The 20,574-nt window shown below is 60.4% G+C and carries 22 protein-coding genes and 1 tRNA gene; 7 read left to right on the forward strand and 16 right to left on the reverse strand.

Going from position 1 to position 20,574, the window contains the following annotated elements; genetic code table 11:
- Positions 1 to 981, reverse strand: coding sequence for an aldo/keto reductase (locus F4Y38_04900; GenBank protein ID MXY48625.1), 981 nt, complete (start codon positions 979 to 981; stop codon positions 1 to 3).
- A gap of 423 nt (positions 982 to 1,404) precedes the next feature.
- On the opposite strand from F4Y38_04900, the gene F4Y38_04905 reads away from it, so the two are divergent.
- From F4Y38_04905 to F4Y38_04915, 3 genes are read left to right on the forward strand one after another with little or no spacing between them, the layout of a single operon-like run.
- The gene (locus F4Y38_04905; protein MXY48626.1) at positions 1,405 to 2,514 is read left to right on the forward strand and encodes an amidohydrolase; all 1,110 of its coding nucleotides are present in this window, start codon (positions 1,405 to 1,407) and stop codon (positions 2,512 to 2,514) included.
- A complete protein-coding gene (locus F4Y38_04910; GenBank protein MXY48627.1) occupies positions 2,511 to 2,906 on the forward strand; it encodes a Rieske (2Fe-2S) protein in 396 nt (131 codons plus the stop codon). Before F4Y38_04905 ends, F4Y38_04910 begins: the two co-directional genes overlap by 4 nt.
- Positions 2,903 to 4,657: a peptide ABC transporter substrate-binding protein gene (locus F4Y38_04915; GenBank protein MXY48628.1), complete on the forward strand. Its 1,755-nt coding sequence runs from the start codon at positions 2,903 to 2,905 to the stop codon at positions 4,655 to 4,657. Before F4Y38_04910 ends, F4Y38_04915 begins: the two co-directional genes overlap by 4 nt.
- Positions 4,658 to 4,661: 4 nt before the next feature.
- On the opposite strand, the gene F4Y38_04920 is transcribed toward F4Y38_04915, so the two are convergent.
- Both F4Y38_04920 and F4Y38_04925 read right to left on the reverse strand, forming a co-directional pair.
- Positions 4,662 to 5,906 carry an alanine--glyoxylate aminotransferase family protein gene (locus F4Y38_04920; GenBank protein MXY48629.1) on the reverse strand — a complete coding sequence of 415 codons (1,245 nt, stop codon included), beginning with the start codon at positions 5,904 to 5,906 and terminating at the stop codon, positions 4,662 to 4,664.
- Positions 5,907 to 5,927: 21 nt separating this feature from the next.
- Entirely contained in the window at positions 5,928 to 7,640 is a 1,713-nt protein-coding gene (locus F4Y38_04925) for a peptide ABC transporter substrate-binding protein (GenBank protein ID MXY48630.1), read from the reverse strand.
- A 321-nt stretch (positions 7,641 to 7,961) separates the two neighbouring features.
- Here F4Y38_04925 and F4Y38_04930 point away from each other — a divergent pair, with 321 nt between their 5' ends.
- The 4 genes from F4Y38_04930 (at position 7,962) to F4Y38_04945 (ending at position 9,793) form a co-directional block, all read left to right on the forward strand.
- On the forward strand, positions 7,962 to 8,318 hold the full coding sequence (locus tag F4Y38_04930) for a hypothetical protein (protein ID MXY48631.1): 357 nt from the start codon (positions 7,962 to 7,964) through the stop codon (positions 8,316 to 8,318).
- Positions 8,305 to 8,487 (forward strand): AlpA family phage regulatory protein, encoded by a 183-nt coding sequence (locus tag F4Y38_04935; protein ID MXY48632.1) that lies wholly within the window; start codon positions 8,305 to 8,307, stop codon positions 8,485 to 8,487. Before F4Y38_04930 ends, F4Y38_04935 begins: the two co-directional genes overlap by 14 nt.
- A gap of 407 nt (positions 8,488 to 8,894) precedes the next feature.
- On the forward strand, positions 8,895 to 9,488 hold the full coding sequence (locus F4Y38_04940; protein MXY48633.1) for an aminoacyltransferase: 594 nt from the start codon (positions 8,895 to 8,897) through the stop codon (positions 9,486 to 9,488).
- Positions 9,485 to 9,793, forward strand: coding sequence for a hypothetical protein (locus tag F4Y38_04945; GenBank protein ID MXY48634.1), 309 nt, complete (start codon positions 9,485 to 9,487; stop codon positions 9,791 to 9,793). Before F4Y38_04940 ends, F4Y38_04945 begins: the two co-directional genes overlap by 4 nt.
- Before the next feature lie 311 nt (positions 9,794 to 10,104).
- Here F4Y38_04945 and F4Y38_04950 read toward each other — a convergent pair whose 3' ends face one another.
- From F4Y38_04950 to mreD, 13 genes are all read right to left on the reverse strand, one after another.
- A complete protein-coding gene (locus F4Y38_04950; GenBank protein MXY48635.1) occupies positions 10,105 to 10,944 on the reverse strand; it encodes a hypothetical protein in 840 nt (279 codons plus the stop codon).
- A gap of 259 nt (positions 10,945 to 11,203) precedes the next feature.
- A complete protein-coding gene (locus tag F4Y38_04955) occupies positions 11,204 to 11,836 on the reverse strand; it encodes a tyrosine-type recombinase/integrase (protein MXY48636.1) in 633 nt (210 codons plus the stop codon).
- Positions 11,837 to 11,872: 36 nt separating this feature from the next.
- Complete coding sequence (locus F4Y38_04960; protein MXY48637.1) at positions 11,873 to 12,097, reverse strand: DUF4102 domain-containing protein; 225 nt, start codon at positions 12,095 to 12,097, stop codon at positions 11,873 to 11,875.
- A 12-nt stretch (positions 12,098 to 12,109) separates the two neighbouring features.
- Positions 12,110 to 12,388, reverse strand: a complete 279-nt coding sequence (locus tag F4Y38_04965) for a hypothetical protein (GenBank protein MXY48638.1) — start codon at positions 12,386 to 12,388, stop codon at positions 12,110 to 12,112.
- 202 nt (positions 12,389 to 12,590) lie between these two features.
- Positions 12,591 to 12,674 (reverse strand) — tRNA-Leu (locus F4Y38_04970).
- Between the two features lie 48 nt (positions 12,675 to 12,722).
- Positions 12,723 to 13,094, reverse strand: coding sequence for a preprotein translocase subunit SecG (gene secG / locus F4Y38_04975; GenBank protein ID MXY48639.1), 372 nt, complete (start codon positions 13,092 to 13,094; stop codon positions 12,723 to 12,725).
- A 44-nt stretch (positions 13,095 to 13,138) separates the two neighbouring features.
- Positions 13,139 to 13,879: a triose-phosphate isomerase gene (locus F4Y38_04980; protein ID MXY48640.1), complete on the reverse strand. Its 741-nt coding sequence runs from the start codon at positions 13,877 to 13,879 to the stop codon at positions 13,139 to 13,141.
- A gap of 63 nt (positions 13,880 to 13,942) precedes the next feature.
- The gene (locus F4Y38_04985) at positions 13,943 to 14,974 is read right to left on the reverse strand and encodes a 6-phosphofructokinase (protein MXY48641.1); all 1,032 of its coding nucleotides are present in this window, start codon (positions 14,972 to 14,974) and stop codon (positions 13,943 to 13,945) included.
- Between the two features lie 77 nt (positions 14,975 to 15,051).
- On the reverse strand, positions 15,052 to 15,780 hold the full coding sequence (locus F4Y38_04990) for a ComF family protein (GenBank protein ID MXY48642.1): 729 nt from the start codon (positions 15,778 to 15,780) through the stop codon (positions 15,052 to 15,054).
- Positions 15,781 to 16,122: 342 nt separating this feature from the next.
- Positions 16,123 to 16,956 carry a prolipoprotein diacylglyceryl transferase gene (gene lgt / locus F4Y38_04995; GenBank protein MXY48643.1) on the reverse strand — a complete coding sequence of 278 codons (834 nt, stop codon included), beginning with the start codon at positions 16,954 to 16,956 and terminating at the stop codon, positions 16,123 to 16,125.
- Between the two features lie 50 nt (positions 16,957 to 17,006).
- Positions 17,007 to 18,224, reverse strand: a complete 1,218-nt coding sequence (gene rodA, locus F4Y38_05000) for a rod shape-determining protein RodA (GenBank protein ID MXY48644.1) — start codon at positions 18,222 to 18,224, stop codon at positions 17,007 to 17,009.
- Positions 18,225 to 18,250: 26 nt separating this feature from the next.
- On the reverse strand, positions 18,251 to 20,071 hold the full coding sequence (gene mrdA, locus F4Y38_05005; protein MXY48645.1) for a penicillin-binding protein 2: 1,821 nt from the start codon (positions 20,069 to 20,071) through the stop codon (positions 18,251 to 18,253).
- Positions 20,046 to 20,546, reverse strand: coding sequence for a rod shape-determining protein MreD (mreD, locus tag F4Y38_05010; protein MXY48646.1), 501 nt, complete (start codon positions 20,544 to 20,546; stop codon positions 20,046 to 20,048). Before mreD ends, mrdA begins: the two co-directional genes overlap by 26 nt.
- Positions 20,547 to 20,574 lie beyond the last annotated feature (28 nt).

Below are 20,574 nucleotides of genomic sequence, written 5' to 3' on the forward strand. Positions count from 1 at the left end.
CTACTCAACCCGGCCGAGCCGGTCCGGAGAGGAAGCCTCGTCCAGTCTGCTTCGCATCTCGGGGGGCAGTTGCCAACCCGCTCCGCCGCAAACCTCTTCCACGTGTTCCGGCAGGTCCGGCCCCGTCATGGCGGCCGTCACCTCGGGATGGTCCAGGATCCACGCGAAGGCGACCTGCGCGGGGGTTCTACCGAGTTCCGCGGCCACGTCGATCAAGGTGGCGACGAGATCATCGACGGCCGGGGTCATGATCTTCCTGAACCGATCGACGTCCTTCGCCCAGGCCGAACCCGCGGGGGGATCCTCGCCCCGTCTGCACCGGCCCGTAAGCAGGCCGACGGCGATTGGGCTGTACGTCATCATCCCCAGTCCATGCCGGCGGCACCGGTCGAGCAGTTCGGTCTCCACGCCGGTTCGATGGATCAGGTTGTACTGGTTCTGCAGGCATACCGGCGACGCGAAGCCGTGCCGGTCGGCCACCCACAGCGCTTCGACGACCTGGGCGGCCGTGTAATTGCACATGCCGACATACCGGGCCTTGCCCTGCCTCACCACGTCGTTCATGGCGTCCAGGGTCTCGTCCAGGGGCGTGTCGGGATCGAAGTGGTGCAGGAGATAGAGATCGATATGATCCAGCCCCAGGCGCTTCAGCGAACGGTCGATCTCCCGCATGATATGGTAGCGGGAGGTGCCCTTGTCGTTCGGCCCCGGTCCGATCTCGCTCCAGACCTTGCTGGTGATCACCAGGTTGTCCCGCTTGTCCTTCATGGCGGCCAGGGCCTTGCCCAGCACTTCCTCGCACCTGCCTCCGAAGTAGAAGTTCGCGCAGTCGATGAAGTTGATCCCGAGATCCACCGCGGTTTCGATCGTGCGTATGCAGGTTTTCTCGTCCGTCCGGCCGGCCCAGAAGCCCCGGAACGCCGTACCGAGACAAATGGGGGACACGCGCACGCCGTAGCGGCCGAGTTGCCGGTATTCCATGAGTTCCTCTCCGTTTTCGGACGCGGCTGAAGGCCGGAACGCCCCGGTTGCACCGCAGGCGCATGTGTCGCAGGAATGAAACGGTATGGCAATGTAGCGTCTCGCCGATAAATAAAAAGCACTATCTTAATCACGTCGTCCTGGTGCTCCGACCGCCCAGGTCCCGAGACCCCTATCCGGCAGCCCCTGGTCCCGCGGTCCGTTCGAACCGGAACGTCCGGTGCTGTCATGAGCGCTCCCGCAGATCGGGTTACGCGGCGTCCGGCCAGCGTGCGGACCGCATGATCAACTTGACAGGACCCCGGGGCGGCGTATCTATGGCAGTAACACGTTTCCCGGATTTTCGCCGGGTTCGATTTTCGCCGGGATCGATTTTCGCCGAGATCGATCTCCTACGGGTTCCCGACGAACTGCCACCAGATCATGACTGAAACCGAATCGAAAGCCCCATCGCCCATCGGTCTCATCGACTGCGACCTGCACCACGGGGTCGTGGAAATCGATGATCTCTTCCCCTTTCTCCCCAGCCATTACGTGGAATATGTGAAGGATTTCGGGTCCATGATGCCCGGCCTAGTGTATACCAATCTCCCCAAGGGCGGCTGCCGGGCCGAACTCTGGGAACACACCGAAACCCATCCCAGCAGCAACATCGAACTGGCCCGCAGGCACCATCTCGATGAATACGGCATTGACGTCGCCCTGTTGACCGGAGTAACGGTGTACGGCGCGGCCGTCCACCCGGACGCCGACTTCGGCGCCGCCATGTGCCGGGCTTTCAATGACTGGACCCTGGAGACCTGGATCAAGTCGGACGGGCGATTCCGGGCATCGGTGGCCATCGCGCCGTCCGATCCGAAGCAGGCGGCCGCGGAGATCCGACGCATCGGCGGTCGTCCCGAGGTGCTCCAGGTCATCATGCCCGCCGGGGGGCGCATGCCTTTCGGGAACCGGTTCTACGACCCGATTTACGAAGCTGCGCAGGAATGCCGGCTTCCCATGTGCGTGCACTTCGGCGTAGAGGGCGCCGGCTTTGCCAATGCGCCCACGGCCGCCGGATATCCCTCCTACTACCTGGAGATGCGCATGGCCCGGCCCCAGATCGCCATGGCGCATGTATCGAGCCTGATCTGCGAAGGCACGTTCGAGAAATTCCCCGGTCTGAGATTCCTGTTCATCGAACACGACACCTTCTGGGTGCCCGGCCTCATGTGGCACATGGACGCCGACTGGAAGGCGGTCCGCGACTACACGCCGTGGGTCAAGCGGCCGCCCAGCGAATATATCCGGGACCACGTAAGGTTCGGATGCCAGCCCATGGAACAGCCGCCGACCCGGAAGGACCTCAGGACCTTCCTCGACTGGCTGCATGCGGATGAGATCCTGGTCTATGCGAGCGACTATCCCCACTGGGACTGGGAGTCACCGGATTCGGTACTGCCCGGCGTGGATGCGGAGTTGAAGCGGCGGGTGTTCGTGGAGACGGCCCGGGAACTGTACGGCCTGGACGAAAACGGAAACCCCAGCGAATGAGCCGCCGTTACGTGGTATCCGCCGTGGATGACTTTCCGCCGGGTGAACGGCGCATCGTCCCCGCGGGCGGGCGCGGCGGGATCGGCGTGTTCAACGTCGGCGGCCGGTATTACGCCCTGCGGAACCGTTGTCCGCACAAGGGCGGTCCGCTCTGCCTCGGCCGCCTGAGGCCCCATGTAACGGCGGATGAGGTATACTCGGTCGAACATCACGAGAAGCAGGTCCTGAAGTGCGCCTGGCACCAGTGGGAGTTCGACCTGGCAACCGGCCAGGCGCTTTACGATCCTCGCATGCGTGTCAAGACCTACCGGGTGGAGATCGAAGCGGATAAAGTGGTCCTGTACCTGGATGGACCGGAATCGCCTGCGAGGGAAGAAGGGAACATCCCGTGACGGTCCGGTTTGCCATTGCGCTCCTCTCCGCGGCATTGATTGGCTGCACGGCGGCATTAGCCTGGCCGGACGCGGATCCGCCCGCGCCCTTCACCAATTCCATCGGCATTCCGATGCCGCCCGACGCGGCCCCGCCCGAGTACCAGGTCTTCACCAGTTTCAAGGCCGAGAACCGCTACCTGGACATGGCCACCTCTCACTACCAGGTGATCGGACACGACTACGCCCTGGTCAACGAACCGCTGGTACGCATGGACCGGGACTACAACCTGCTGCCGGCGGCCGCGACCCGTTGGGAGGTGTCCGGGGACGGGCTCACCTGGACGTTTCACCTCCAACCCGACCTGATCTTCGCCGATGGCTATCCCCTTACCGCTTACGACTTCGAGGACACCTTCAAACGGTGGGCGGACCCTGCCACGGGATTCGATCTCGAGTGGTACTATCGGTCGATCAGGAACTGGGGAAGCGTCGTTGCCGGCAGGCTGCCCCTCGATTCGCTGGGGGTCAGCGCGCTGGACGATCACACCGTCGCGTTTACGACCGACGATCCCACACCCTACCTGCCCCTGATCCTGACCTTCAGCTGGGTGACGCCCTCGCACCTGTTCGAGAAACACGGTCCGGGCTGGTCGACCCGTCCGGAGACGCTGCTGGGCAGCGGTCCCTTCAGGCTGGTGGAGTGGTCGAAGCTGGACCGGATCGTGATGGTACCGAATCCACACTACCGGGGGCCCCACAAACCCTACCTGGAAAAGGTGGTCTCGAAGCTCTTCAACGCCGCGGTACCCCCGCCGATGCTGTCGTCCTACGAGGCCGGCGCGGTGGACCACGCGACCCTGTCGAACCAGGCGGAAATCAACCGCGTTAAGCACGATGCAGGGCTCAGGGACCAGCTCGTCACCTATTCGGCCTTCGGGACCACCTACCTGATGATGGACACCTTCAAGGCCCCCTTCGACGATCTCCGGGTGCGGCAGGCCTTCAGCCACGCCATCGATACCGAAGCGCTGGTGGAGTCCGCCCTGCTGGGGGTCGCCGTACCCGCGGTGTCCATGCTGCCTGAAGGGTTCCCCGCGGCCAGTACCGGGGCACTCGCGCCGGTTCAGCGGTACGACCCGGACCTGGCGCGACGGCTGCTCGCGGAAGCCGGCTATCCGGAGGGCAGGGGGTTTCCCCGGACCGTGATGTGGATCAGGGGGACCAATCTACAGGGGGGACAGGCGCCCCAGGCGGTGCAGGCCATGCTGAAGCGCAATCTGAACCTGGATATCGGCGTGCAGAACACCGAGGCCAAACTGTTCATGGAAACCATGTACCAGGGAGACATCGCCTTCGCCATGATCCCCTACGGGTACGACTACATGGATCCCAGCAATCTGCTCGGTATCTGGCTTTCCACGGGCCGCCATGCCTGGTTCAACCAGCGCTTCGAATCCGTCATGGCGGAAGCTAATCACCTGATCGGCAACCCGGAAAGACGTTTAGCGCTCTACGAGGAGGCCGAACGCATCGTGGTCGAGGACGTGGCCGGCGTGTTCCTGTGGCACAGTCAGCACAACGAGCTGTGGAAGCCTTATCTTCGCACCGAAGCCCTCGAGCGGAACGAGCGGGGTGGTTACGCGATTCGTGTCGACAAGCATCTCAATCTGTCGACGACGTTGTACGTCACGGAGGAGGCCGTTCGGGACGGGTCCGACGGGGATCGGGGCAAGGGACTCTGGCACTGGTTGTTCGGACCCGGCCGTTAAAGGCTTAGGATCGCTCGAAAACCTCCCGGGCTGCCGCCACGCCCGCGCCTTCTTCCACCGCCCATCCCATCCGGTCCAGGGTCTGCTCCAGCGCCGAGATCGTACGCAGCACGTGCCCGGGTACGGCCATGAAGCCCATGGTGCCGATCCGGGCGAGGCTGCTGAGCGCGATCCCGTGTTCTTCGAAGAGGATCCGATTCAACGCGGTCGCGTCGAGGTGGTCCGGCAGTGCGATGCGCGTCGCCACCGGTGCGGCCGACGCCTCCGTCGCGGCCACGATCCCGAGTCCCAGGGCCCGCAATGCCGCGTGCACCGCCCTGGAGGCGACGTACTGGCGGCGGTAAACCCGGTCCGGCCCCTCGTCCATGATGGCCTTCAGCGAGGCGTGCAGCCCCGCGACCAGGGTGTATGACGCATGGGGGCCATGGACGGGCCAGTCCCTGGGATGGGGTTGTCGCGCACGTGGGACGCCGCCCTTTTCGACCGCGCCGTACCCCATCGCGGCCCCTCCTTCCATGCCGTAGCGCCGCCAGGAGTGGAGATCGAGGCACATGGCCCGCGGCGCGCTGCGAAGGTTTTCGATCTTGTCCCAGGCTTTTTCGCTGGCCGCCACGATCGCGAGGCCCTGGGGCGCGTTCAGGCACTTCTGGGTCGTGGTGACCATCAGGTCGATGCCCCATTCGTCGACGCGCACCTCGACCCCTCCAAAGGACGAAACGCAGTCCACCATGTAGATCATATCGGGGAACTCGTCCTTCAACATGCGCCCGACGGCCTCGATGGGATTCAGCGTGCCGGTCGTGGTTTCGCAATGGACCAGCGCGACCTGCCTGATTTCCGGGTCCTCGAGAAGGTGCCCGCGGATCGTTTCCGGGTCGACCGACTGTCCTTCCTCGAGGGCGATCTCGGTCGTGTCCCCGCCCGCGAACCTGGCCAGTTCCGTAAGCAGCCGCCCGAAGACGCCGGTCTGTACCGTCAGCACGCGGTCGCCGGACTCCACGGTGCCGAGCATGGCCGCTTCCAGGCCGTACACGGCGGATCCCGGTATGAGCATGGGACCGTTCCCCGTGTGCATCAGTTCTTTAAGCATGAGGCAGGTTTCTTTTTCGATCTCGGGGTAATGGGAATAGTAGACCGGTTCCACGAGCTGCTCCCCGATGGCCGCGAGGCAGGCGGGCGAAAGGGGCGTCTGCCCGCAACTCATGTTGATGCGCTGTTCCGTCTGAACGGCGGCTTGTTCTCCGGTCATATCGGGCCTCCTCGCCTGTCCTCAGTGCTCACCGATGTAGACCTCGGTCCACATCAAGCTACCGACCGTGCCGTCGGGCCGCTTCGAGTACCCCTTCAACCAGGGCTTGCGCAGGCCGTAACCGATCGGATGGTATACGAATGCCCCGCCGTAGTCGGACACCAGGACCCGTTCGGCCTGTCTGTACATCTTCGTGCGCCTGGCGGGATCGGTTTCCCCGATTGCCCGGTCCACGAGATCGTCGAAGGCGGGATTCGTCCAGTCCTGGCGTTGCGCTCCCCGCGGCCGGGAATGCCAGGTCATGTCCAGCATATTCCTCGGGTCCAGGTAGTCCGCGCCCCAGGCGATGAATCCGAGGGGAATCCGCCAGTCGAAAAGGGCGCTCATGTAGGAACCCATGTCGGCGCTGCGGAAGGTGATGTTCACCCCGATATGATTACTCGACATCCCCTGGATCGCCTCGGCGATGCGGCGGGTGATGGGATTGGGCGCCCGCAGCCAAGTTTCGACGGTCGGGAATCCCCTTCCACGCGGGTAACCGGCCTCGGCCATGAGCTGCCTGGCCCGGTCCGGATCATAGCCCTGCAACGGTTCATATTCCGGCCCCGCGTAGGCATCGAACCCGGGTGGTATCATGGAGTAGGCCGGGATGCCCGCGCCCTGGAGAATCACGCGGCAGATCGACTCGCGGTCGATGATCCGGGCAAATGCTTCCCTCACCCGAATGTCATTGAAGGGCGGTTCCAGGGTCCTGAAAATGAAGTACCAGGTCTGGTAACTCGGCGAACGGACGATCTCCTTGCCGAGCCGGGGGTCGCTCTGGATGCGCTGAAGCTCCGCCAGGTCGACCGCTTCCATGTCCACTTCGTCGTTCTCGTAGGGCAGGATATTGGCCGCCGCGGGCTCCCGGAACAGTTGGACGACCTGTTCCAGATAGGGTTTGTGGGGACCGTTGTACATGGGATCCGGCACGTACTTGATATGGCTGCCGGAGATCCACTCGGCCATCTTGAAGCCGCTGTTGGTAACGATCTTGCCCTGCTCGGTCCATTTGCGGCCGTACTTCTCCACCGCCCAGCGCGGCGCGGGGAAGGTGTCCGGAAAGGATATGATGTACAGCAGGTAGGGCGTCGGCTGTTCGGTCTCGATGACCAGGGTCAGGTCGTCCAGCGCACGGACGCCCAGTTGCGCCAAGTCCTCGATCTGCCCCTGGTTGATCGCCCGGGCATTCTTGAAGTCGTAGTAGAAATTCGCGTAGATGTTCGCCGACGCGGGATCGATGTTCCGCCGGAAGGTATACACGAAGTCGTGGGCGGTGACCGGTCGTCCGTCGCTCCACCGGGCGCCGGGACGCAGATAAAAGGTCCAGGACAGGCCGTCCTCGGACCGTTCGTAGCGCTCGGCGGCCCCCGGGACGGGCTGCATGAACTCATCGCGCCACATCAGCATTTCGAAGGGCCTCATCACCAGCCCCTCGTCATCATATGGATGGATGCCGGAGTCGATGCTGCGCGGCTCCATGTTCATCACGCGGAGGACCTGCCGGGACAGGGGAGCGGCATCGGGCGGCATGACCTTGCCCACCGAGTTCGTCAGCTGGTTCTGACCGGGCTGGCCGGACTGGCCGGGCTGACCGGGCTGGCCGGGCTGACCGGGCTGACCGGGCTGACCGGGCTGACCGGAGGATAGGGAGACGACGGCCAGGGTCGCCAGGCCGGCGATCAGGGGGACCAATAGACGCACCGGACACATAGGACGCCTTCCGGATGACGTGGACGGATATGTAAATCGTGATTTGAGGTTGGAATGCCGAAGCGCGGATTCGAACAACTCCCGTAACCCGCTTTTGCCCTTTAGGTTACGTTTCTCGATAATAAACTTTTATAACGTTCGTTAATCCATGCTACGGCGAAGGCACTGTATTTGTAATGTAAAATCCCAGGCGGCATGGGGCAACCCTGAAAAAAGATGTTGACTTGTCCATATTGTCATATTATTATGGACAGCAAGGACATCATGGACAATCAGGACAGACCCATATCAGGAGGAGATATCATGGTACGGGAACAGCTTGTCACCATCGACGCGGCTTCGTATCTGGTTGCTCGAGGCCGTGACGCGATTATCAAAGCTATGCAACGCGACCGAATCAAGAACGAGCATACGTTGAGAATCGGCGAAACATCGAAGGTAACGTTGCTGCCACTTTTTGAGGTCCTGAATTACTGGGCTGAGCAAGGCGTTCATAACTGGTTCAAGAGACGGTTAGAGGACATCAAATGTACGAGTTTTGTTGTCACGACTGAAGAAGGCGAGTGGGAAATCTTTCCGGGTCAAATCGATATCTACTCCGCAGACATCCTGAGGGAAAGGCTCGAAAAAATGCGGGAGGCCGACAGTGAATCAAAGTGACCGGTTGCTTACGAGGGCTCAGGTCCAGGATCGCCTCGCTATTTCGCGGAGCACGTTGCTTCGCTGGGTAGAATCCGGCCGATTTCCAAAGCCGGTCAGACTCGGCGAGCGGAGCCTCCGATGGTACGAGGACGAGATCACGTCCTGGATCGACCGCCGAGGGTCGTAAGACGAAGTTTAGTAAGTGCAGTTCTGGCCATCCGGTGTCGGTGATCCGCGAGAGCTGGGCGTGCACGCGGGGCGGACGGCGGGCAGGTGGTCTTGATCGAAGCCGATACCGTGAGGCGCTGAATTCGGCAGCCGCAGGCGAAGCAGGGAGCGGCAGCGGCGGGCCGGGAGGTCTCCGTCCAAGAGTCCCTGACCCCACAGGCAGACCATAAACTCGTCGTGTGGGGGCGTTCCGTCACTTGCATCTCGGAACGCGGATCCACCACGCGCACACGCGCGAAAAAAGGCTGTTGCGTCCGTCTTCCATGAGCAAAGAACTGACTCCCTCTATATACACTACAGTCCTTAGAGGGCAGGCAAATTTCGTGAATCACCGATATTTACCGATTCGGTGAAAGGAGAGGTACCATGAGCAGCTTGACGAAGATGGGTGAGATTGACCAGGCCGTGGATCGGAGCCTCAATGAATTGCGAAGCCTAGGCCGTCGCGCCGTCAAGGAGACGTATACTCTCGGCGTCTGGCTCACGAAGGCAAAGCGGGAACTACCTCACGGCGAGTTTTGGAAGTGGCACGAAGCGAAGCGGCTCACAAAGGACCTGTTGGTCCGGGCCATGAAGCTAGCTCGCCAACAAGAGTCGCAAATTGCGACTCTTGAAACGGTCCAAGCCGCCCTCGAGGGAGCACCGAAACGCCTGACGACGGTGGACAAGGCGGAGATGGAAAAGGCTGCCGTTCGGACGGAGATCGATGAACTGAAACGCCAGATCGCAGAGGCGAAGAAGGAGATCGCCGTGATGGAGGCCAGGAGGCCGGACCTCTACGAAAAGGCCTGTGCTGTGAGCGGGAAGGAGGAGGTAGACCGTAACCTGACCAAGCTCGATGATATGCAGAAACGCCTCCGCGAGTGCCAGGCCGCATCACTTGAGGAGGCGAAGGAATTGGCCATAAAGGAGGAGGGAGCAAACCTACGGCGGCAGATTCGGAAACTCAAAGCAGCATGACCATCATCAACATCACAAGGAGGATCAAGATGCGACTTTCATGGATTGAAGAAAACGGCAATCGGCGTTACGATGATTTCGAGATCCGAGTAGATCGAAATGAAACCAAAGCCTGGTTTCCGGAAAGCGATTCCGAACCTACGACTATAATCCGCAGTTACTATCGCTTGTTTCGCTGCATCAACCGCAGTCAGAGTATACCCTACACCCAGTATGAAAAGTACGCTTACCTGGTTGAGGAGATTACTGCGGAAGAGCGCGAACTATTCCGGAAATGGGTTGCGCAGGAAACAGAAGGAACGTAAACAACAACCCCTCTGAGCGTGGCGGAGCCGCAAGGTGCGCAAGTGCGCCGAACGCCAGACCGATATTTCGATGAGGCCGAATGCTGCGCGGTACTGCGAGGCATGCGCCTACGCCCGGCTATTACGGAGACAACGGACCGCCACTGTGAAATACCGTCAGACACGGCCCCGATTTGCATACTGCTCGGAGGATCAGTCCTTCGCCGACTGGCTGGACAGGCTGCTTTTCCAACGTCCCGTGCTGTCCCCTGACCTGAACCATGAGCAGGAAACTCGGCAGCCGTTCAACTTTCCCGAATACCTGAGATACGTCAGGAAACTCCCTTATCCCGAAAGCCTTTAACTTCCCATTCAAAATCGCGAAAGAGCTCCATATACTTACTCCGAGTTTCACTGTCTAATCTGGATAGATCCACATTGAATCTATCAAAAACTGAATTGGCGCGTCTATAGAATGGCGTATTCGGATTAATTTCCGAATCGACATGCGAACCTATAGTTAGAAGGAGTTCGATCCTTAGCCTTTCGTGAGCTAGGAAATCACCTGCCCCTGATTGATACACCAACGTGTTGAGGAAGTGAGTACCTGGTTCCATCTTTGCCAAAACGTAGTAAATGACTATACAGATACGTTTTAAAGCATGCTTTACTTCTATGATATTCAACGGCTTTAGTGGACTTGCAGATTCATATGGTATCGTGGTATCACGATCATGATGTGCGATACGCTTATCTCGATGTTGTCTGGCGTACTTGGCCTTCTTTTTAGCCTTCTTTACGAGTTCATCCAACTTTTTTACCCACTCGGGATCTCTGAATCTATCAGGTATTTCACGGTTCTGGTCATCTTTAATGCGAAGTGGAAGAATTCGAATAGACAAGCATTCATGTCCCCCCATTGTCGGTCTATCAGTTAATCGTGTTATGAAAAGTATCAAACTATCTTGCATGATTTGCTGGATGAGTCCGAAAAACCTACCTCCAATTGCATTTAACATGTTTACGTCTTTTGGATTGCCAAACAATACTCTGTATTCCTCAAATAGAACCTGAGCGTCGTGGTAGTCGCAATACAAGCCATAAAACTCATCACCAACATCTGAACCCAGCACTTCTCTAAATCGATCTCTAGTTTCTTGTCCTGAAATCACTTTAACCTCCTAAGAAATCATCCCACGTCTGCATTAGCGTGGTACGCTTCTACAGTAAATCGCTTCTCGAATAGGCCCGTTCGACTGCGTTACCTACTTATGAGCAAGTGCCATCTCGCACACATCGCGGGGTACATCCGTACACTAGGACGCCCAGGTCCTGAAGGATGTACGGAAGCCATGTACGGTCGTCCTTTCCCATAGACCGATCTGTTTCAATGCCTTAACCAGCGCCGCGCTTGTCATAGGCTGATGAGGGCTAACAGACGAAGGGGAATACCAGGCTGGAATCATTGCGAAGCGGTTTTGCCCGTTCAAGCACCGACAACGCGGATCGGGAAAGCGAAACGCGGTGTGGTTTGTCGGCCATCATCCGTTCTTTCGGGATCACCCAGATTGCCGTTTCAAGGTCGATCTCTCTCCACAGGGCGCCCCTTGCTTCAACGGTCCTTGAAGCCGTGTAAATCACGAACAGGATACACAGCTTCGACGGCAGGGACGATATCTCCGTTTCAATGGACTTCACCGCGGCGGGCAATTCTCGGTAATCAATGGCCCGGTAGTTTTCCTTCACCTTTGGCATGGCGGGTAATGCGGTTTTGAATGGTTTGTCCGCGACGTTCTGCTGGACAAAACAATGCTCCCTGCGCCAGTCCAGAATGGCACGGATTCGGCGCCGGACACGGCGACCGGTCTCCGGCTTGGAGGTCCAGATGGGTTTCAGGATTTCGAGCAGGTGGTCTTCGGTGATCCGGTCGACCGTAATGTTGCCTATCTTCGGGTAGGCGTACTTTTCAATAGCTTGAAGCCACATTTTTTCCGTATGGCGAGACTTCCACGTGGGTTTCAGTGATTCGTAGGTATTGATTGCCGCATCTTTAAAGGTCAGCAACTGTGCCCGTTGTTTTTCGATAAGGGGATGTTTACCCTAACGGACCAGCCTTCGATTGTCCAGGGCCTGATCTCGAGCTTCGGAGAGGGTTACAACAGGGTAGGGACCGAGGCTCATGTTGACGCGGCGGCCGTCAACGACAATCCGCTGGACCCAGCTTTTTCTCCCAGTGTCTTTCACGCACAGGTATAACGTATCGTCGGCGCGAAAGAATCCGGGCTTCGAGATCGTCTTGCACTGTGCTGCGTTCAGTCTTCGCATGTGTATATCCCCTTATGCCCCATACTGTCTGAATCCCCGGATCACCCAAGCCACTCCCATGCCGAAGAAGTACAGGAACAACCAGGCAATCACAAAAACCATGAACACCTTGATCCCCTCCCAGGGTCTGAATATCGGTGTCGGATCGCCCGTTTCAGGCTGGGTAAGTGATCGAATGACTTGATCGAAGTCAACAACCCACATTTCATTATATCCCGCTACTGCGCCGATAATGATCCAGAATATGCCCAAAAATACCCATAACCGCTGCCAACCGTGAAGTTTCCTCATGTGTACAAATCCCCCTTTGTACAAAAATAAAATCGGCGGACTCTAACCCGTCATTAACCTATTTATTATAACATATAAAACGGGATGTTATGACACATTGAGAAACCGAAAAATCCACAAAAAAACGCCGGAACGCCTGTGGTGTAGGCTTCCGGCGGTACTCTATGAATCACTGTGGCATTTTATGGTTCGATGCCGTAAGTGCCGAAGCGCGGATTCGAACCGCGACGGGATTTCTCCCACTGCCCCCTCAAGACAGCGTGTCTACCAATTCCACCACTTCGGCGTCATGACGACCGGCCGGCGGCTGGACCGCCTCGCAATGGTCGAATGACTAAGGCGTGGACCCTGGATCCCCGGGAGCGGCGGGCAGGCCCGATCCCGCGTCGGGCAATCCCTGGGCGGGGGATGCCTGCTGGTTTCTCAGGGCTTCATCCAGGATGATGCTTCGCGTGCCTTGCGAGTCGTCGGGCAACAGGTTCAGCCCGATGACGATCAGCATGTACAGCGTCGCCAGCACGGTCGTCACCTTGCCCAGGAATGTCGCGGCGCCCCGGCCGCCGAACATCTGGCCGGCCATGCCGCTGGTAGGTCCGCCCGCGCCGAAAGCGCTGGACAGGCCACCGCCCTTTCCCGACTGCAGCAGGACGGACAGGATCAGAACGAGACAGACCAGCACATGCACTGCAACCACGGTGGTAAACACGGTATGTATCCTTCGAATGTCGACCGACGGCCGGTCGGGTTCTGCTAGCCGCCATTGATTCCCAGTCCGGCCCGGACGATGTCCTCGAAAGAGGAGGCGTCCAGGCTGGCACCACCCACGAGCGCACCGTCGATGTGCGGCCGGGCCATCAACGCGCCCACGTTATCAGGTTTGACGCTGCCTCCGTATTGGATTCGGATTCGGCCGGCGAAGTCGTCGCCGAACAACCCCGCGATCACCTTCCTCAGGTGACCGTGCACCTGGTCTGCCTGATCGGGAGTAGCCACCTTGCCGGTTCCGATTGCCCAGACCGGTTCGTAAGCCAGGACGAGACCGTCGGGCGTCCCGGGATCCGTACCGGAAAGACCCGCTCGAACCTGTTCGCCGACTACCTGCTCGGTACGGCCGGCATCCCGCTCTTCCAGCGTCTCGCCGACGCACAGGATCGGGGTGAGACCCGATGAAATCGCCGATCTCACTTTGCCGTTGACGGACTCGTTCGTTTCATCGAAATACATCCGTCTTTCGGAGTGCCCCAATATAACGTACCTGCACCCCGAAGTCAACAGCATTCTGGCCGACACTTCCCCCGTGTACGCGCCTTCCGGGGCGCCGTGCATGTGCTGAGCGCCCAGTGAAATGGAACTGCCGGACAGCTGCGTGGCCGCCACGGTCAGGTGGGTGAAAGGCGGGCACAATACCAGATCCGCGGCCAGGGCGAGCGATTCCGTGCGTTCCATCACCTCGGCGACCAGCGAAGCGCCTTCGACCAGGTCGGTATGCATTTTCCAATTGCCGGCGATGATCAACCGGCGCGCCGCCGTTTTCACAACCACTCCGTTGGCAGGCTAACCAAAGAACACCTGGGCAATGTCATACAACTCCATGTCGACCGTGCGGATCCGGCCGGTCACTTCGGCCAGCGGCACGCTCTCGATCCTCGAGCCCTTCAACGCCACCATCTTGCCGAAATCCCCGTCGTGCACCAGGTCGGCCGCGGTTACACCGTACCTCGTCGCCAGGACGCGGTCGTAGGGCGTGGGCGATCCTCCGCGTTGAATGTACCCCAGGATGGTCACTCTGGTTTCAATGCCCGCCCGCCGTTCGATCTCGGCGCCGACCACTTCTCCGATACCGCCCAGCCGCACGTGACCGAATTCATCGACCTGATCGTCCTGGGTCACCTGGCCCGGAGTATCCTTCATCGTAAAACCCTCGGCGACCACGACGAGGCTGAACGTCTTGCCCCGGTCGATGCGCTGCTTGACGAGCGCGCAGACCTCGTCCAGGTCCATGGGGACCTCCGGGATCAGGATGCAGTCCGCCCCGCCGGCGATTCCCGACTTGATGGCGATCCACCCCGTATGCCGGCCCATCACCTCGATGACCATCACCCGGTGGTGGGACTCCGCGGTGGTATGGAGACGGTCGATGGCGTCGGTGGCGATCGTGACCGCCGTATCGAAGCCGAAGGTCATGTCCGTCCCGACGATGTCATTGTCGATCGTCTTCGGCAGGCCCACCATGGGAATACCCGCTTCGTTCAGCGCGGCCGCGGCGCCCAGGGTGTCCTCGCCGCCGATGGCGACGACTGCATCCAGGCCCAGATCCCGGACGTTCTCCTTGATCCGGTCGATGTTGCCTTCGTCCTTCATCGGGTTGGTCCTGGAAGTGCCCAGGATGGTTCCGCCCCGGTGCAGTATGCCGGATACGGAGACCAGGCTGAGTGGACTGGTATCGTTGTTGATCAGTCCGGCCCATCCATTGCGTATGCCCAGGACCGTCGAGCCATAGGACTTGATCGACCGCCTGGTTACCGCCCGGATCGCGGCGTTCAAACCCGGGCAATCGCCGCCGCCCGTCAGGATACCGATATGCATTTGAAGTCTTCTCTCCCGCGTGCAGGTGGTACGAAGGGGCCGGGTTGCCCGCGGCGCCGACAGTGAATCGGAGGGACTCAGGCGCGCGCGACAGTCAGGGCGAACACCCTACCGGCGCCTGCCTGGAGCAGGGCCCGGGCACAGCTGTTTATCGTTGCCCCCGTAGTGAATATGTCGTCGACCAGCGATACCGTGGCGCCGTCCACCGCGTCGGACCGGGCCAATTCGAACACCCCTTCGACGTTGGCCATCCGCGCTTCGGGACTCAGCGAGGTCTGCGTCGGCGTGTTCCGGTTACGCCCAAGCACGTCTTCCAGCACCGGAATGCCCGTTACGTCCGATATGCCCCGGGCGATGCACGCGCTCTGGTTGTAGCCCCTTTCCCGCCTTCTGAGCGGATGCAGGGGCACTGGTAAAACGCCCGTAATATGCGGTATCCCCGGTTCCTGTTCAACCCTTTTTGCCAGCAGGGATCCCAGGAACCGGCCGATCCCGGGGCGGTTCCGGTACTTGAGCAGGTGGATGAGATCCTGCAGAGGCCGGTTGAATACGAACGCGGAAAACGCGCCCTCGAAATAGAATGTGCGGCCCGGGCAGGCCGGACACGAGGCCACCGGGGTGCACAGCGGATGGCCGCATCGTTCGCAGTACGGCGCATCGATCGAAAGCAGTCCCGATCCGCAACCGTCGCACACGGCGCTACGTTCGTCGAAGATCCGGGCCTTGCAAAGGACACAGCACGGAGGATATGCCATGTCCAGTGCCGTGCGGCCTGCCGTGCGCAACGTATGGGCAAACAGGGCCATAGGTATCTTCCAGACCGGCTAGTGCATGATATGAACGATAGACACCCGCGTGTGTGCACGCATTGAAACCTCCGGACCGGCCGGACCGGACCATGCCGGAGTCCGGCAGTCCTTCCCTGTTATCAGTATGAAACAGGCCGGGTGATACTCGAATTTTAAGCGTATTGGGACCGGAAGCATACGGCATGCATCGGCGCGGCCGCCGCGTAACGAACCAATACGCGCGACACGCCGGCCGGTCTGAAGGAATTACAGCAGCGCAATGAACGCACGGCCATCGCGCACGGGACCATCACCCGCGGCGGGCTACCGCGCACGGATCCATTACGCGCGATCGGACCGCTACCCGCGGCGGACCCGGCTTCGCGACGAGCGTTGCCGCGCACGGTTCCTGGCCAATCCCAGGAGGAGGAGTCCCAGGCCGCACAGGACGATGCTGATGCCCTGGTTCACGGACAGGGCCATCCCGCCCAGGCTGCCGAGGGTCATGCTCGATTCATAGTACCTGAAGAGATCGACTAAGAACCGGGTGACGGGTTCGGCGATCAGCAGCACGGCGAAGATGAATCCGTCGTATCTGGGCTTGCGGTCCAGCCACATCAACAGGCCGAAAAGACCGAAGCCCAGCACCGCGTTGTAAAGCTGGGCGGGATGCAGGGGTACGTCCGGGTAGAACGAGCCCGCCGCGCTGAACGCCGGGAAGACGACACCCAGGGCGGACTCGGTGGGAAGTCCGAAACAGCAGCCGTTCATGTAACAGCCGACGCGGCTCACGCCGATACCGAGCGCGATACTCGGCGCAAAGGCGTCGCAGGCCCTCCAGATGGACAACCGGTTCACGCGCAGGTAGAGGATGGATACCAGGACCGCCGCGATGAACCCGCCGTACATGGTCAGGCCGGTCAGGCCGATCGAACCGGAGCTTTGAAAGGGACTGATGATGTCGAGGGGGTTCGCGCTGAACTCGTTCCAGTGGGGTATGACGTACATGATCCTGGCGCCGACGATGCCCGCGACCATGATGAGCAGGCTCATGTTGATCATCTGGTTCTGGTTCAGGCCACGCGCCCTGGACCGCCTCAGCGCCAGAAGAATGCCTGCGATGAATGAAACGGCCAGTAACAGGCCATAGGTGCGTACGGTTAACGGACCGATCTCAAAAAGGATGGGATGCATGGACTTTCCTCGTTCGCGGCGGTAGCCGGCATTCAGGCGTGAAACCGCATTCAGTAGTCAAATCGATGGCGCCAGACATTCAACAGCAGGCCGCACAGGATCAGGCTGGTCATCAGAAAGGAGCCGCCGTAGCTGAGAAAGGGCAGGGGTACGCCGGAGATCGGCAGCACACCGACGGCCATCCCCACGTTCATGATCACGTGAAAAGTAAAGACGGATACGCAGCCGGCCGCGAGCAGGCTCTGGTACCGGCTCTTGACGTTCATCGCGATGTAGATCCCGATAAGTATGAAGATGTAGTACAGGACGAGGACGGCCATCGAGCCGGCGAACCCGAATTCCTCGGCGATGACCGAGAAGATGAAGTCCGTGTGCTGCTCGGGCAGGAACGCAAGGCTGGTCTGGGATCCCTGCAGAAACCCGCGTCCGAACAATCCGCCCGATCCGATGGCGATCTTGGACTGGATGATCTGGTATCCCGCGCCCTTCGGATCGACCTGGGGATTCAGAAAGGTTTCGACGCGTTGTTGCTGGTAGTCGTGCAGCGAATCCCACAGGGGCTCCGCCCCCAGGCCCACGGCCAGGTGCGTGACGGTGAGGAATACGGTGACGAACCGGGGCGGCCACATCAGGTACATGATGCCCGCCACGATCAGAATGAATACGGACCAGATAACCCAGTCGAACCCGCTCACGACGCTGATCACGACGCCGATCAGCGGGGATACCATGAGCAGCAGCTGGAGGACGCTCAACCCCGCCCAGAGCAGCACGCCGCAGAAGATCGCCCCGAAGACGATGGAGGTGCCCAGGTCGGGCTGAGACAGGATAAGGAAAACGGGTAACGCCACGATCGCGCCGCAGGTGGCCATGATCGAGGGCCGGTGTATGTTGGTCCGCAACTGGGAAAGATACTGCGCGAGCGCCATGATGACGGCGATCTTCGCCAGTTCGGAAGGTTGAATCCCGATGAAACCGAGTCTGATCCACCGGCTGGACCCTTTGACGGTTTCGGAAGCCAGCACGACGACCAGCAGGATCATCACCACGACGAATACGGGAATGGTCATGGCCTGGAGGAAACGAATGGGCAAAACCGACGTGATGTACATCACCCCGATGCCGGCCACGAACCACATGGACTGCAGCATGTAACGGGACGTGCCCAGGCCGGTCTCGTCCCGCGTGGCGCTGTAGATCACGATGATGCCGATCACCGACAACAGGATGGATATGATGACGAGCGTGCGGCTTAAATGGGTTTCCATGGTATTTCAGTCGTGTTCCCCGGGCGCTAAGGCGCAGCATCTACCGTGAATCCGGCGTCGACCAGGCCGGCGACAGGTATCGGTTCGAGGGAGAGCCAGGCGTCGACAACCTGCCGTACGACCGGCACGGCCGCGCCCGAAGGCGCGTTTTCCATGATCGCCGCGACGGCGATACGCGGTGATTCGGCCGGAGCATACGCGACAAACCAGGAATGACTCTCGCCGTGCGGGTTTTCGGCCGTGCCCGTCTTTCCCGCCAGTTGCGCGTAGGGCAGCCGCGCCGACCGCGCGGTCCCTTCATTGACCACGTTAATCAGGGATTCCCGGATCAGGCGCAGCGTTTCCGGGGAAACGGGCAGCGCGTCCCTGATGCTCGGCTCGCCGGTTTCCACCGTTTCTCCACGTGCCGACTCCGCCCGGTCGAGTATGTAGGGCCGGTAAAGCACACCGCCGTTGGCCACCGCGGCGGTCAACATCGCCATCTGCAGCGGCGTGACGAGCAGTTCACCCTGGCCGATCGCCAGGTTCAGGATCTTGCCGGGCGTCCACACGCGGTTTTCCGCCGGATCGTAGTAGTCCGTGTCCGGAACCAGGCCGCCCTGCTCGTCGCCCGCGTCGAAACCGGTCGGGGTCCCCAGGCCAAAGCCCCGGGCGTACAGGCTCCAGCGTTCCAGGCCCATCAGGTGTCCCACCTGGTAGAAGTAGACGTCACAGGAATGGGTCATGGCGTCCATGAACGCCATGGAACCGTGTCCGCTGGTCCAGCACCCGGCCCAGCGGTTTCCGAACCGGTAACCACGATTGCAGGAACGGAAAAGCGTGGACGGCGTGACCAGGTTCTCCTCCAGCGCGGCGGAGGCCGTTACGATCTTCATCGTGGAAGCCGGTGGATACTGTCCGTCCCGGGTCCGGTCCAACAGGGGCTTCAGGGGATGGTTGGCCAGCGAATCCCACACCTCCTGGGGAATCCGCTCCGTAAACAGGTTCGGGTCGAATCCGGGCCTGCTGACGATCGCGATGACCGCGCCCGTCATGGGATCCACCACCACCAGCGCGCCAGCCAGGCTGTCGGGAATCGCCTCTTCGGCGACGGCCTGAATCCGGGTGTCCAGCGTCAGATATACGTTGTTACCCGATTCCGGCAGCAGGGCCGGCATGCCGGGTAACGGTCCGAGTTCCTGGCCGCGTGCGTTCACTTCCATGAACTCCAGGCCGTTCTGGCCGCGGAGGTGATGCTCGAAGGCCTTTTCCACCCCCATTTTCCCGATGATGTCGCCGGATCGGTATCCCGCTTCACTCAGATCCTCGAGTTCCTGTTGGTTGATTTCGGACACGTAACCGAGCACGTGGCTTGCCAGCTTGCCCGTGCCGTACGTCCGGCCGGGGGTTATCTGAACGAGTACGCCGGGCAGGTCCGGAAGATGCTCTTCGACCCGGCACGCGATTTCATAGGAAACGTTCCGCTGGACCGGCAGGGGATTGAACTTGTTCGCCGACGGATTGCGTAAACGCATTCGGATGGCCCGGGCTTCCCGCCCGGTGAGTTCTCCCAGGTAGTCCACGGTCTCGTCGGAAGTCTCGAAAGGGACGGCGGCGATGGTGTAGGATGGCCGGTTTTCCGCCAGGACGACTCCGTTGCGGTCCATGATCAGTCCACGCAACGCTTCGATCACGACCGGCCGTATCCGGTTCCGTTCCGAGTGCGCCCGGTACTCCTCGCCCGAAATGACCTGGAAATAAAACAGGCGAACGGCCAGCACGAGAAAGAGCGCGGTCACGATGCCGATGAACAGGTACAACTGGTCCCTGTGGGTGGGGCTGTCATTCTGGGAAAAGCCAACGGACATCGATCTGTCCCTGTCGAAAGGTCAATCCGATGATCAATAAAAGCGCCACGGAGATCGTGTAGAGCATCGTGGGCAGCGAAACCGTTCCCAGCAAAAAAACCGATTCGACCAGTTGGAACCGGGTAAACACCAGCCAGTACATGGCGGAATGGACGAAGCTGGCGGCCAGCAGCGTGAGCAGCAGGGTGGAGAGGCTGTCCCGGTAGAGCGTGTTTCCGGCTATGCCCACCCCGTACGCTACCAGCGTATTGCACAAGGCGTTGAGTCCCAGATGCTCGGGCGAACCGTTGAAATCCTCCAGCAGCCCGACGCTGAAGCCCAGGATGGTCCCCGCGAAGGCTCCCGATCCCATCGCGCCGTAGATCAACATCATCAATACGAAATCGGGCCGGATGCCCCGAATGGCGATCTCGTGTCCCCAGGTGCTGTCGACAACAAACGCCAGGAACAGTAGGATAGCGTGCTTTAGACGCATGGAAAAACCGGGTCATGTAACCGGCCTG

The organism is Gemmatimonadota bacterium (genome assembly GCA_009838645.1).
GTDB lineage: Bacteria > JAAXHH01 > JAAXHH01 > JAAXHH01 > JAAXHH01 > JAAXHH01.